Source organism: Silvimonas terrae (assembly GCF_014202765.1).
In the GTDB taxonomy this organism is placed as follows: Bacteria; Pseudomonadota; Gammaproteobacteria; order Burkholderiales; family Chitinibacteraceae; genus Silvimonas; species Silvimonas terrae.
In genome coordinates, this window is the sequence record NZ_JACHHN010000002.1 from 90,119 (window position 1) to 102,882 (window position 12,764).

Here is a 12,764-nt window from a genome sequence, read left to right on the forward strand (position 1 = left end):
CGACTTACTGTCGGGCCGGCATGGGTTCTTCATTCAGGCAAACAAAGGCAGAGATGTAATTGAGGGTTGGCGCGCCGTTGACACCAATACCGGGCTTGGGCAGAAAACCCGCGTCCGGGAACAGGCTGGCGATGCGGATCACCGCTTTGCGTTCCATATTCGCTTCAATCGGAATCGGCTTGCCGTTGGCGTAAAACCCGTCATAACGCATGATATTGCGGTGCACCCGGTAGCCGGCCTCGTTGTTTTTCTCCTCGGTCAATTGCTTGAGTTGAATCCGCCCCAGCCCCAGTTCTGCGCGTTGTTCATTCAGTTGCTCGGCTATGTTTCTGGCTTGGGCAAACCGTGTTTCTTCGCCGTTTCCGGCGCACCACAGTAAATCCAGCCGCACATTGCGCTTATCCAGGTCTTCTTTGGTTTCCGCGTGGACCTCATAAAGCTTGGGGAGTGTGCCGGTTGACGGCTTGGGCGTAACGGTGACGGCAGAGGGCGGTTTGTAGTCCACTTTGAGCGGCAAGGGCGCTAGCGCCATAAATGCCGGGCCGGGCTTGGTGTCGGCGTAGGTGGTGATCTGGTTGGCGCGGTACAGCTTCCACATGCGTGCCTGCACCCGCCCCAGAATAGCCCCCATATCACCACCACGCGCCAGTTCTGCGGCCAGGATATTGGCGTAGCGCTTGTCGGCATTGCCGCCATCCGGCGTGGTTTCGCCTTCGGTCGTGGCGTATTGCACGACAGTATTGGGCGGCACTTGAACAGAGACGGCCTCGTTGTAGCCCACGGATTCGGTCAATGGGTCGTCCCGGCAGCTATCCAGTGCGACCACAACGCCAATGTCATCGCTGCTTGGTAGTGCATCGAACAGAGCGCGCACGTCGTTGGCGTTGTGTTTGAAGAACTTGATCTGATTGTCCGCCGTGTCTTTGTCCAGCACGGTCTGATCCCACTGGAACATCACCGGTACAGTAAAAGTGTAACCATGGCGCGCCATACCGTGGCCGGCGTAATACACAAATACGGCAGAGTGCCCAGGCAGGCTTTTGAACTCGGGCTTGAGCGCCGCCAGGGTGGTGTCCAGATCGGCCTGTTTCAGATTGCAGCGTTCCAGTACCTCAAACCCGGCACTCTTCAAGGGTTTGGCAATCAGATCAATGTCATGGCAGGGCTGCTTTAAATCCGGCACGAAATGCGGCTTGGTAGGCGAGGTAAAGTGACCATCCATATCGTAATCATCGTTGCCGATCAGCAACGCAATACGCTTGGGGTCCGCAGCGAGGGCCGCGTGCATAAGCGCCAGCACCGCGAACGTCAGCACCAGTCGGAAGAGTGCGGCAGGCATGGCGTGCTCCTCAGGCCAGACCTTGCTTGAACAAGGCTGCCTCCAGTTCCCGCCGTGTGACCAGGCCCTTGGTATCCGGGTTGTTTTGCCACAGCCGGCGCATATCCAGTAATTCTTGCGGGATACCGGTAAAGGCCTCGTTTTCCATGTGAGCGCCAATCTGATGCATTTCGGTATAACGATCCCCCGTTTTTTTGAAAGACGGGCCGCGGTTGTAAACCAGTGATACCAGCGCACCCAGACTATCGGGCGAGAGTTCTTTGGTATTGAGCAAGGCGTTTTCGGTCTCGGCTACGTACCGAGGCAGCAGGATCTCTTTGAACTGTTTTTCTGCAGTGGCCCAGGGCACGTCAATGTCTTTCACTTTGGGCAGTACTGCTTTGGCTTTGGTCCTGGTCAGGCCGCACGCCACGGCAAGGCGTTTGACGGTAGCGCCATCCAGGTAATCGCCCCAGTCCTGCGTTAACCATTCAGGCTGCACGTAACCCAGATCGTAGCCCACGCCAATCGTTACGCCGCTTTCTGCTGCGGGCACCACCGGGTGCCGGTATTTCTTCTCGTAGACCGCCTGGCTGGTGACCTCAAACAGAATAATCAGCTTGGCCGCGTTGTCAGACACCGGCGTGGCCGAGGGTTTGATGTGCGGCGTGATGGCGCGGGTTGCGGATTCGGCCATGCGGCCTTCCCGGTCATTGCCGCCGGCCAGTAGTTCCGGATGCGCAAGCAGCATGCTGTACAGCGTGTTGAAGTCCTGGTCATCGGCCCACGCCGGCAGCAGGGCGAGCATACCGGTAGCTGCCGCTGCCTTGAGCAGGGCGCGTCTTGTCACCATGTTGCATCTCCGAAAAGTCTGTCTGAAGCAATGACGCGGGTGGGCAAAAAAGTCGCCACCAGGCAAAGAGAGGGGTTGGGCGTGATGAATCACAGACGCTCACTGGCCGGATGTTTTTGATCACACCATGGATTGAGTTTCCGGCCATTGGTGTCAGATAAAGCAAATATTTTGACTGTATTCAATGACTTGCTGATAGCCGGAGGGACGCGTTGCGCTGTTGTTGTATTGCAGCGGTCGCCGTTTTACGCTGCCTTGGTGATAACCCGTATGAGACAGTTTCAAAGCCTTGTTTCAAACGGGCGGTTGAGGCCGGGTGAGGGGTGGTAACATGACGTTTCTGTGGTGCCGGCGCCCTTCAAGGCCGGCGTGTCTGTGGCTGGAAAAATGAATCCAGGTGTATGAAAAATATAAAAAAATTCAGAGTTCTCTTTGTCTGTACAGGGAACATCTGCCGTAGCCCCACCGCGGATGGCGTCATGCGCCAGCTGGTGCGCAAGGCTGGCTTGCAGGATCAAGTGGATATCGACTCTGCCGGGACGGATGACTATCACGTCAGCGAAGCACCGGATCGTCGGGCGCAGCAGCATGCACGCAAGCGTGGCTACGATTTGTCGTTTCTGCGTGCCCGCCAAGTTCACAAACCGGATTTCAGCCAGTTCGACCTGATTCTGGCTATGGACAAAGGGCACTACACGCGGCTGGAACGACAATGCCCGGCCGAGCAGCGCCATCGCCTCAAGATGTTCCTCGATTTTGCCCCCGGTCAGGAAGGCAAAGATGTGCCTGATCCGTACTACGGCGGCCCGGATGGATTTGAGCACGTGCTCGATCTGGTGGAGGCCGGTTGCGAAGGGCTGGTCAAGCATATTGAACAGGCGTTGGCGACGCCTCAGGAATAACGTGCCAGACCCGCATGGCTGCAGCAAGGCAGCAGGTATGAGGGCCCCGGATGGGCAGGCGGGAAAACAAGGCGGCGCAATGGGCGCCGCTTTGTTTTTATCTGACGCCTGCGGCACACACTGCGGCAATCCCCAGGTGATCAAGCCCGGTTGTAAGGTTGAATTGAAAGCTTCGCGGGAGTAAACTGCGCACCTTTTGGTCTTCAGGAAAGTATTTTCCGTTGATCGCGGCAGAAACAAGAGTCGCTCGCAAATCCGTTTCAAGGCGCAGTAGGGGTCTTTATGAGGGATTTGCCAGCGGCTTTGTTGCTGTTGCAGGCGGTAAATCACGCGCACCACAAGCGCAGTACTGAATAGACACAACAGATGATCGACGCATTTCTCGTCTCTACCGGCGTAGTTGCCATTGCTGAAATGGGGGATAAAACCCAGCTTCTGGCACTGGTGCTGGCCGCGCGCTTTCGCAAACCGCTGCCTATCGTTGCGGGCATTTTCGCGGCCACCATTTTCAATCACTTTGCTGCGGGCTGGATCGGCGTGTTGCTGGCCGGCTTCATTTCGCACGAAGTCCTGCGCTGGGTGGTCGGCATTGGCTTTCTGGCCATTGCGGCCTGGGCGCTGATCCCGGATCAATACGAAGAGGGCGAGAGCCCCATCAAGGCACATGGCGCGTTTATCGCGACAGCCATGACGTTTTTTCTTGCTGAAATGGGCGATAAAACGCAAATTGCCACGATTGCCCTTGCGGTTAAATACCAACCGTTGTGGCAAGTGGTTGCTGGCACCACGCTGGGTATGTTGCTGGCGGATGTGCCGGCGGTCTTTATCGGCAACTGGATCAGCGCCCGGATGCACATCTTGCGATACGTCCGCTTTGTCGCCGCCGCGATTTTCGCCCTGATGGGCGTGCTGGCGCTGGCTGGCGCAGGCAGTTAGCCCCACGGTTTTTTGATCTGGCGCACAACGCATGCGCCGGACAAGTTGTTGATCTTGCACTGACCTGGCTTTAGGCATCGGAGAAACCGAAAGCAATAAAAAAATGGGATGGCAGCCCGACTGGCAAACACGGCCCGGCTGGCGCTATAAACCATTATTCAATCAGCGTTTTCAACGCAACAAACCAAGTAGTCAGGATAATTTCAAACCGGGGAATAAGAGATGCTCGAAGCGTTCTTCAAGCTCAAGGAACATGGTACCGATGTCCGGACCGAAGTTCTGGCAGGCTTCACCACCTTTTTGACGATGGCGTACATCATCTTCGTCAATCCTTCCATCCTGTCCATTACAGGGATGGATTTCAACGCCGTGTTCGTCGCGACGTGTATTGCCGCAGCAACGGGCTCGCTGGTGATGGGGCTGGTCGCCAATTACCCGATCGCGCTGGCACCGGGTATGGGCCTGAACGCCTATTTCACCTTTACCGTCTGCAAGGGCATGGGTGTGCCCTGGCAAGTGGCGCTGGGTGCGGTGTTTATCTCCGGCATCATTTTCCTCGTGGTGAGCCTGTTCAAGGTGCGGGAAGCCATCGTGAACGCGATCCCGCATTCGCTCAAGCTGGCTATTTCTGCCGGTGTCGGTATTTTCCTGGCGCTCATCGCACTGAAGAGCGCGGGTGTGGTGGTGGCTTCGCCGGCAACCCTGGTCACACTGGGTAACATCCACGCCCCGACCACGCTGCTGGCCGTTGTTGGTTTCTTCCTGATCGTGGCGCTGGAATACCGCCGTATTCCGGGCTCCATCATCATCGCCATTCTGGCCGTGACTGTGGTGTCTGTGCTGTTGGGTCTGTCCAAGTTCCAGGGCGTGATGTCCGCGCCGCCGTCGATCGCGCCGACCTTTCTGCAGATGGATTTGCGTGGTGCGCTCAACGCCGGTCTGTTGGGCGTGATCTTTGTGTTCTTCTTTGTTGATCTGTTCGACACCACGGGTACGCTGATTGGCGTGTCGCACCGTGCTGGTTTGCTCGACAAAGACGGCAAGCTGCCGCGCCTGAAGCGCGCCCTGATGGCTGATAGCTCTGCCATCGTGGTCGGTTCTGTACTGGGCACCTCGTCCACCACTGCTTATATTGAATCTGCAGCCGGCACTGCCGTGGGTGGCCGCACTGGTTTGACCGCAGTGGTTGTTGCGATTCTGTTTCTGGTGTCGCTGGTGTTTGCGCCGCTGGCCAACTCGGTACCGGCTTTCGCTACCGCCCCGGCCTTGTGCTATGTCGCCGTACTGATGGCACGTGGCCTGGCAGAAATTGAATGGAATGACCTGACCGAATCGGCGCCCGCTGTCATGACCGCGCTGGCCATTCCGTTTACGTATTCGATCGCAGATGGTATTGCGATCGGCTTTATCAGCTACGTCGCCATCAAGTTGCTGGCTGGCCGTGTGCGTGATCTGTCGCCTGCTGTGGTGGTGATTGCACTGTTGTGGCTGGTGAAATTTGCCTTCTTTGGCTGATCCACTTCAAGGTTTTCCAGGATGAATGAACCGCTTTACGCCGACTATATCCAGTCGCATATCCGTACCGTGCCAGACTGGCCGCAACCCGGGGTGATGTTTCGCGACATCACGCCGCTGCTGCAAGACCCCAAGTTGTTCCGGGTGCTGGTCGATACGTTTGTCCATCGTTACATGGACGCCCAACTGGATGTGGTGGCGGGCGTCGATGCGCGTGGGTTCATCCTGGGGGCCGTGGTGGCTTATGAGCTGAATCTGGGGTTCGTGCCAATCCGCAAGAAAGGCAAGCTCCCCTATCTGACCGTGGCAGAAGAATATGAACTGGAATACGGTTCGGCTACGGTCGAAATCCATACCGATGCCTGCAAGCCAGGTGATCGGGTCTTGCTGATTGATGATCTGGTCGCCACCGGCGGCACCATGCTGGCGGCGTACAACTTGCTGCATCGCCTGGGTGCAACCGTCGTGGAGGGCGCTGCGATTGTCGATCTGCCAGAACTGGGCGGCTCCAAACTGATCCGGGATCAGGGTTTGCCGCTGTTTACCATTTGTGATTTTGCCGGACATTGATCGGGGTATCGACCGTGACGCTTGAACTACCTGCAGCCAACACCATCATCGACAACGCAGACTGCCTGCATACCGAACAGGAGGTCATTGCCGCGATCGAGCGCATGGCTGCGCGCATTACGGACGCCATGTCCAGCAGCAATCCGATTGTGTATACGATCATGAACGGTGGCCTGATTGTCTCGGGCCACTTGTTGCCCAAGCTGCGTTTCCCGTTGGAGTGCTCTTACCTGCATGCCAGCCGTTATCGTCATGAAACCAGCGGCGGCCAGATCAACTGGCTGGTGCCGCCGCGTGACGACATGAAAGGCCGCACTATCCTGATCATTGATGACATTCTGGACGAAGGCCACACCCTGGCTGCCGTGATTGAAGATTGTCTGAAGCGTGGCGCCAAAGAAGTGAAGGTGGCCGTGCTGGTCGATAAAAAGCACGACCGCAAAGCGCCTGGCGTAACGGCTGACTTTGTTGGTCTTGAGGTTGAAGACCGGTTCCTGTTTGGTTGCGGGATGGATTACCAGGGGTATTGGCGCAATACCTTGTGTATCTATGCGGTGAAGGGGCTGTAAGTAGCCTTTGCACTTGGCAGTGCGTGGCTTTTGGCGGAACCCGGTCTTTTGGCCGGGTTTTGTGTTTTTTGGGGGTATGGGGGGCCGGGCGGGTATGTAGGGTGGATTGGGGTTGTGGCGACAATCCACCGTTGCGATGCTTGGGTGTTAGCGCCTGTGGCGCGGTTGTTTTGGATGCCGGCGGTGGCCGGAGCACGTTACTTTCTTTGCTTCGCCAAAGAAAGTAACCAAAGAAAGGCGACCCCTGCGACAGCGCCCTTCGGGTTCCCTGCGCTTCTCGCGAAGTCCGGCTGGCTCCAGGGAACTCGGCCTTTGGCCTCAAACACCCTTACGCCGAAACCCCGGACTTCGCTGCGATGCTCGGCGCTGCCGGAGGGGAGGCCGGTCAAAAACAACGACAACATCTAGAGCCAAAGCCAAAGCCAAAGCCAACCCAACCCAACCCAACCCAACCTAACCTAACCCAACCTAACCCCGCAAACCATCTGTTCGCAAGAATGGTTCATCTTGCCCACCACCTCGTCATTCCTGCGAAAGCAGGAATCCAGTCCGCAGCCCAACGGGCTGCTTGCGGTGGATTGTCGCTGCGCTCCGAATCCACCCTACACAACCCGCACCTGGATGATTTGGCCGTTGCCGTTGCCGTTGCCGTTGCCGTTGAAGTTGGGGTTGCTTTTGACTTTCTTCCCCCATCAAAGCCCAGCGCCGAAGGAGTGGAGGGAGACCCAGGCTCCCGACCAACCGAGGGCAGCCCGGAGGGCCGCCCGGCTGGGGTCGCCTTTCTTTGGTTACTTTCTTTGGCGAAGCAAAGAAAGTGACGTGCTCCGGCCACCGCCGGTATCAAATGCTGTTCACAACCGCGCCGAAGGCGCTAACACTGCATTGCAGTGGTGGATGATTGTCGGGGCCTAAAGGCATCCTCCTGTCAGGCTTTTAAAGCCAACCAATGGTAGATCACAATCTCCACATACCAACACCCACAGCAACCCACTCCCGCCGCCAGGCACCCACCCCTCCCATGGATCCCGCTCATCCCCCCATGCGCAAGTTGCCGAGCGTTCGCGAAGATTTGCCTTCATATCCAGGTAATAAACCACATGAACCATGATAAAATCCCGGATTCTTCTGACTCACCTGGACTTGTCACGATGTTCTCCCGATCCCTGACCATTGCCCAGTACGACCCCGCACTTGCCGCAGCCATGGCCGGCGAAGTAGTTCGTCAGCACGAACATATCGAGCTGATCGCCTCTGAAAACTACACCAGCCCGGCCGTCATGGAAGCCCAAGGCTCGCAATTGACCAACAAGTACGCTGAGGGTTATCCCGGCAAGCGTTTCTATGGTGGTTGCGAATATGTAGACGTGGTTGAGCAACTGGCCATTGATCGTGTGAAAGAACTGTTCGGCGCTGAATACGCCAACGTGCAGCCACATTCCGGCTCGCAAGCCAACCAGGCGGTGTATTTCTCCATCCTCAAGCCGGGCGATACCGTCATGGGCATGAACCTGGGTCACGGTGGTCACCTGACTCACGGCTCGCCGGCCAACCTGTCGGGCAAGCTGTTCAAGATCGTGCCTTACGGTCTGAACGAGAAAGAAGAGATCGATTACGACGAGATGGAACGCATCGCCATCGAAGCCAGGCCCAAGCTGATCATCGGTGGCGCTTCGGCTTATGCCCTGCGTTTTGACTGGGCCCGCATGGCAGAGATCGCCAAGAAGGTTGGCGCGTACTTCATGGTAGACATGGCGCACTACGCCGGTCTCGTGGCCGCTGGTGTGTACCCGAACCCGGTGCCGCACGCTGACTTCGTGACATCGACCACCCACAAGACCCTGCGCGGTCCGCGTGGCGGCATCATTCTGGCCAAGGCTGAACACGAAAAGATGCTGAACTCCAACGTGTTCCCGACGCTGCAAGGCGGCCCGCTGATGCACGTCATCGCCGGCAAGGCCGTGGCGTTCAAGGAAGCGCTGACCCCCGAGTTCAAGGAATACCAGGCCCAGGTGATCAAGAATGCCCAAGCCATGGCTACCACTCTGGCTGAACGTGGTCTGCGCATTATCTCTGGCCGTACCGAGTCGCATGTGTTCCTGGTCGATCTGCGTCCCAAGGGTCTGACCGGCAAGGCGGCTGACGCGGTATTGGGCAAGGCGCACATCACCGTCAACAAGAACGCTATTCCGAATGATCCGGAAAGCCCGTTCGTGACTTCCGGTATCCGTATTGGTAGCCCGGCCATCACCACGCGTGGTTTCAAGGAGGCCGAAGCTGTTCAGGTGGCTCACCTGATCGCTGACGTGCTGGATAACCCGAACGATGAAGCCAATCTGGCGACCGTGGCAGAAAAGGTGAAAGCCCTGACTGCACAGTTCCCGGTTTACGGCGCGTAATCAATGCGTTAGCTCCGGCTTGGGTGCATCGTCTGGTGCGCCTGGGCTGGCAAAGCAGACAGGGTGGGGCATTGCTCCACCCTTTGCTGTTTCATGATCTTTGATTAATCAGTCACAATACGCTGCGCGTTCAACCAGCAGCAGTTTGCCTACTGACTGGTTGTTTTTGCCCGATCCGGGCCTGATCTTTGCCGGAGGCTTCGAGTGAAGTGTCCATTTTGTGGTTCCCCCGATACCCAGGTTGTCGATAGCCGGGTGTCCGATGAAGGTGACGTGGTTCGCCGTCGCCGCCGTTGTGCCGTCTGCGATAAACGCTTTACGACCTTTGAAACCGCCGAAGTGCGCATGCCGCAGGTGGTCAAGCAGAACGGCCAGCGTGCCGAATTCGACCGCGAAAAAATCCGCACCAGTTTTCATCGGGCGCTGCACAAGCGGCCGGTGCCAACGCATCTGGTCGACGAAGCGATCAGCCGCATCATCCAGAAAGTCCTCACAGTGGGTGAGCGCGAAATCATGTCCCGTCAGATTGGCGAGATGGTGATGGGCGAACTGGCGCGGCTGGACAAGGTGGCGTACATCCGCTTTGCCTCTGTTTATCGTTCCTTCTCTGATCTTGATGATTTCCGTGACGTAATTCGCGAAGTCGACCACAAGGCACAGCCGTGAACTGGTCTGCCGAAGACCTCGTCTACATGCAACGTGCGCTGACGCAAGCGGCGCGTGGGCAGTATTACGCGCCGCCCAATCCCAGTGTGGGTTGTGTGCTGGTGCGAGACGGCGAGGTGGTCGGTGAAGGTCATAGCCAGCCGGCTGGGCAGGCCCATGCAGAAATCATGGCACTGCGCATGGCTGGCGAACGGGCCGCGGGTGCCACCGCGTATGTCACGCTTGAACCCTGCAGCCACCATGGCCGCACTCCGCCGTGCGCAGATGCGTTGGTCAACGCCGGTGTTACACGGGTAGTGGCCGCGTTGCGTGACCCCAATCCGCTAGTGGCCGGTCAGGGGCTGGCCCGTTTGCGGGCGGCGGGCGTTGATGTTGCACACGGCTTGCTGGCCAAAGAAGCGGCCGAACATCACCGGGGTTTTCTGAGCCGGATGATCCGGCAACGGCCCTGGTTGCGGCTCAAGGTGGCGACGTCGCTGGATGGGCGCACCGCGCTGCAAAACGGCCAGTCGCAATGGATCACCGGCCCGCAAGCCCGTGCTGACGTGCAGCGCTTGCGCGCGCGTTCCAGCGCCATGCTGACCGGCATTGGTACTGTCCTGGCGGATGATGCCCAACTAACCTCCCGGGATATCGATATTGGCCGGCCGTTGCTGCGGGTGGTGGTCGATAGCCGTTTACGCATGCCACCTACCGCCAGGATGCTGCAAAGTCCCGGCGTGCTCATTGCCACGGCCTATGCTGAGGAAAGCCGGGCCAGTGCGCTCGTCAATGCAGGAGCGGAAGTCCTTGTCTGTGCCGATGCGGCAGGGCAGGTTGATATGGGGGCCTTGCTGCATGAACTGGGCCGGCGCGGCTGTAACGAAGTCACCACTGAAGCCGGTGCCAGCCTGAATGGTGCCTTGTTGCGGGCGGGGCTGGTCGATGAGTTGGTCCTGTATCAGGCCCCTGTCTTGATTGGCGATTCCGCGCGCGGTACCGCCTGGCTGGAACTGGATGATCTGGCCAACAAGCACGCGCCGGTGGTGAAAGAGCGGCGGATGGTGGGCGATGATCTGCGCTGGGACTTGCGATTCACCGATTCGGCTCTATTTGTCACGCAGGAGTAGCGAGATGTCCGATAGCCAAAACCCCGTCATGCTGTGCCCGGATTGTGGCAAGCCGCTGGAAGAACTGGTGGCCTGCGGCGCTCGCGACTATTTCTGCAATAGCTGTAACGAACTCAAATCAAAAACGCGCGTGCGTGAAGCTGCCGCTGCGTTACTGGCCGCCCAAAGCAAGGAAAACCACTGAATGTTTACCGGTATTGTTCAAGCCGTTGGCACGATTGAAAAGATTACCCCGTTTGAAGGCGGCCTGACGCTGACGGTCGCTGCGCCTGAACTGGATATGTCGGATGTGGCATTGGGCGACAGTATTTCTCACAACGGCGCATGCATGACCGTGATCGAAATTGCCGAAGGTCATCGTTATCGTATTGATGTATCCAACGAATCGCTGGGTGTGACCGTGGGTCTGGCGCAGCAGGGTGGCAAGGTCAATCTGGAAAAGGCCATGCGCCTTTCAGACCGCGTTGGCGGCCACCTGGTGTCGGGCCATGTGGACGGTGTGGGTACGGTGGTGAGCTTTGAGCCGGTGGGTGATAACCGCGAACTGATCGTAGAGGCCCCACAGAGTCTGGCCAGGTATCTGGCCGTGAAAGGCTCGGTGGTCGTGAATGGCGTTTCGCTGACGACTAACTACGTGAACGACGTAGCTGGCGGTTGCCGGTTCTCCATCAACCTGATCCCGCACACCTTGTCGGTGACAACGCTGGGTGGCATCAAGGCCGGCGACAAGGTCAATCTGGAAATCGACCTGATCGCCCGGTATGTAGAACGCATGATGGCGCTGGAGCAAGCATAAATGGCCGCCAGCATTTCCCCGATCAAAGACATCATTGCCGACATCCGTGCCGGCAAAATGGTCATTCTGGTGGACGAAGAAGACCGCGAGAACGAGGGTGATCTCGTGCTCGCCGCAGATTACGTCACACCGGAAGCCATCAATTTCATGGCCAAATACGGCCGTGGTCTGATCTGCCTGACACTCTCTGCCGAGCGTTGCCAGCAACTGGCGCTGCCGCTGATGGTGAACAACAACGGCTCCAGTCATGGCACCAACTTCACAGTATCGATTGAAGCGGCCGAAGGTGTCAGCACCGGTATCTCGGCCCATGATCGCGCGCTGACCATCCGCAAAGCGGTTGCCTTTGACGCCAAGCCGGGTGATCTGGTGTCGCCGGGACATGTGTTCCCGCTGCTGGCGCAGCCCGGTGGCGTGCTGGTGCGCGCTGGCCATACCGAGGCTGGTTCTGATCTGGCCATGCTGGGCGGCTTGTCGCCAGCCTCCGTCATCTGCGAAATCATGAACGATGATGGCACCATGGCGCGCCTGCCAGAACTGCTGGCGTTTGCCGCCGAGCATGACATCAAGATCGGCACCATTGCTGACCTGATCCATTATCGCAGTCAGACAGAAACGCTGATTGAGTGCAAAGGTCGTCGCACCGTGGAAACCTTTGCCGGCGATTTTGAACTGGCGGTGTTTCGCGACAAGCTGACCGAAACCACGCATCTGGCGCTGGTGAAGGGTACGCCGTCGCCCGACACGGAAACGCTGGTGCGCGTGCACGAACCGGCATCGCTGATCGACTGGCTTGATCTCTCGCATTCCGGTCATTCCTGGAATGTGCGCGAGTCACTGGACGCCATTGCCAAAGCGGACAGCGGCGTGATGATTCTGTTGCACCGAACCGAAGACGGGAACGATCTGCTGGCGCGGGCGCTGCCGGAACTCAAGCTTGAGCAAGTGCGCAAGTGGGATATGCGTACCTACGGCATAGGCGCGCAAATGCTCAAATCGCTGGGTGTGGGCAAGATGCGCTTGCTCAGCCCGGAACGCAAAATCCCGAGTATGACCGGGTTCGGGCTGGAAATTACCGGTTTCGAACTGCCGCGTTGTGCAGAGAAATAAACGAAATAAAACAGATAACCTGAC

The 12,764-nt window shown here is 58.0% G+C and carries 13 protein-coding genes; 11 read left to right on the forward strand and 2 right to left on the reverse strand.

Annotation, left to right across the window (positions count from 1 at the left end):
• Positions 1-4: 4 nt before the first annotated feature.
• Together HNQ50_RS04645 and HNQ50_RS04650 are read right to left on the reverse strand one after the other, a co-directional pair.
• Positions 5-1,339, reverse strand: coding sequence for a caspase family protein (locus HNQ50_RS04645; protein ID WP_184098120.1), 1,335 nt, complete (start codon positions 1,337-1,339; stop codon positions 5-7).
• Positions 1,340-1,349: 10 nt separating this feature from the next.
• On the reverse strand, positions 1,350-2,171 hold the full coding sequence (locus HNQ50_RS04650; protein WP_184098122.1) for a lysozyme family protein: 822 nt from the start codon (positions 2,169-2,171) through the stop codon (positions 1,350-1,352).
• A 401-nt stretch (positions 2,172-2,572) separates the two neighbouring features.
• Between HNQ50_RS04650 and HNQ50_RS04655 the strand changes: the two genes are divergently transcribed.
• The 11 genes from HNQ50_RS04655 (at position 2,573) to ribBA (ending at position 12,740) form a co-directional block, all read left to right on the forward strand.
• Positions 2,573-3,073, forward strand: coding sequence for a low molecular weight protein-tyrosine-phosphatase (locus tag HNQ50_RS04655; RefSeq protein ID WP_184098124.1), 501 nt, complete (start codon positions 2,573-2,575; stop codon positions 3,071-3,073).
• Between the two features lie 366 nt (positions 3,074-3,439).
• A complete protein-coding gene (locus HNQ50_RS04660) occupies positions 3,440-4,009 on the forward strand; it encodes a TMEM165/GDT1 family protein (protein ID WP_221303010.1) in 570 nt (189 codons plus the stop codon).
• A gap of 222 nt (positions 4,010-4,231) precedes the next feature.
• On the forward strand, positions 4,232-5,524 hold the full coding sequence (locus HNQ50_RS04665) for an NCS2 family permease (protein ID WP_184098127.1): 1,293 nt from the start codon (positions 4,232-4,234) through the stop codon (positions 5,522-5,524).
• 21 nt (positions 5,525-5,545) lie between these two features.
• On the forward strand, positions 5,546-6,094 hold the full coding sequence (locus HNQ50_RS04670; RefSeq protein WP_184098129.1) for an adenine phosphoribosyltransferase: 549 nt from the start codon (positions 5,546-5,548) through the stop codon (positions 6,092-6,094).
• Positions 6,095-6,108: 14 nt separating this feature from the next.
• Positions 6,109-6,663, forward strand: a complete 555-nt coding sequence (locus HNQ50_RS04675; protein WP_184098131.1) for a hypoxanthine-guanine phosphoribosyltransferase — start codon at positions 6,109-6,111, stop codon at positions 6,661-6,663.
• A 1,148-nt stretch (positions 6,664-7,811) separates the two neighbouring features.
• A complete protein-coding gene (gene glyA / locus HNQ50_RS04680) occupies positions 7,812-9,059 on the forward strand; it encodes a serine hydroxymethyltransferase (protein WP_184098133.1) in 1,248 nt (415 codons plus the stop codon).
• A 204-nt stretch (positions 9,060-9,263) separates the two neighbouring features.
• The gene (gene nrdR / locus HNQ50_RS04685) at positions 9,264-9,725 is read left to right on the forward strand and encodes a transcriptional regulator NrdR (protein ID WP_184098135.1); all 462 of its coding nucleotides are present in this window, start codon (positions 9,264-9,266) and stop codon (positions 9,723-9,725) included.
• Positions 9,722-10,834 carry a bifunctional diaminohydroxyphosphoribosylaminopyrimidine deaminase/5-amino-6-(5-phosphoribosylamino)uracil reductase RibD gene (ribD, locus tag HNQ50_RS04690; RefSeq protein ID WP_184098137.1) on the forward strand — a complete coding sequence of 371 codons (1,113 nt, stop codon included), beginning with the start codon at positions 9,722-9,724 and terminating at the stop codon, positions 10,832-10,834. The genes nrdR and ribD overlap by 4 nt, the downstream gene beginning before the upstream one ends.
• Positions 10,835-10,838: 4 nt before the next feature.
• Positions 10,839-11,018, forward strand: coding sequence for a YfgJ family double zinc ribbon protein (locus tag HNQ50_RS04695; RefSeq protein WP_221303012.1), 180 nt, complete (start codon positions 10,839-10,841; stop codon positions 11,016-11,018).
• Positions 11,019-11,630, forward strand: coding sequence for a riboflavin synthase (locus HNQ50_RS04700; RefSeq protein WP_184098141.1), 612 nt, complete (start codon positions 11,019-11,021; stop codon positions 11,628-11,630). It abuts the gene before it with no gap.
• Entirely contained in the window at positions 11,631-12,740 is a 1,110-nt protein-coding gene (gene ribBA, locus HNQ50_RS04705) for a bifunctional 3,4-dihydroxy-2-butanone-4-phosphate synthase/GTP cyclohydrolase II (protein ID WP_184098143.1), read from the forward strand.
• The last annotated feature ends 24 nt before the right edge of the window (positions 12,741-12,764 follow it).

What these genes read in the sequence shown, in the direction of transcription:
- HNQ50_RS04645 (WP_184098120.1), bottom strand. Translation starts at nt 1,339, where the DNA reads ATGCCTGCCGCACTCTTCCGACTGGTGCTGACGTTCGCGGTGCTGGCG.
- HNQ50_RS04650 (WP_184098122.1), bottom strand. Translation starts at nt 2,171, where the DNA reads ATGGTGACAAGACGCGCCCTGCTCAAGGCAGCGGCAGCTACCGGTATG.
- HNQ50_RS04655 (WP_184098124.1), top strand. Translation starts at nt 2,573, where the DNA reads ATGAAAAATATAAAAAAATTCAGAGTTCTCTTTGTCTGTACAGGGAAC.
- HNQ50_RS04660 (WP_221303010.1), top strand. Translation starts at nt 3,440, where the DNA reads ATGATCGACGCATTTCTCGTCTCTACCGGCGTAGTTGCCATTGCTGAA.
- HNQ50_RS04665 (WP_184098127.1), top strand. Translation starts at nt 4,232, where the DNA reads ATGCTCGAAGCGTTCTTCAAGCTCAAGGAACATGGTACCGATGTCCGG.
- HNQ50_RS04670 (WP_184098129.1), top strand. Translation starts at nt 5,546, where the DNA reads ATGAATGAACCGCTTTACGCCGACTATATCCAGTCGCATATCCGTACC.
- glyA (WP_184098133.1), top strand. Translation starts at nt 7,812, where the DNA reads ATGTTCTCCCGATCCCTGACCATTGCCCAGTACGACCCCGCACTTGCC.
- HNQ50_RS04695 (WP_221303012.1), top strand. Translation starts at nt 10,839, where the DNA reads ATGTCCGATAGCCAAAACCCCGTCATGCTGTGCCCGGATTGTGGCAAG.
- HNQ50_RS04700 (WP_184098141.1), top strand. Translation starts at nt 11,019, where the DNA reads ATGTTTACCGGTATTGTTCAAGCCGTTGGCACGATTGAAAAGATTACC.
- ribBA (WP_184098143.1), top strand. Translation starts at nt 11,631, where the DNA reads ATGGCCGCCAGCATTTCCCCGATCAAAGACATCATTGCCGACATCCGT.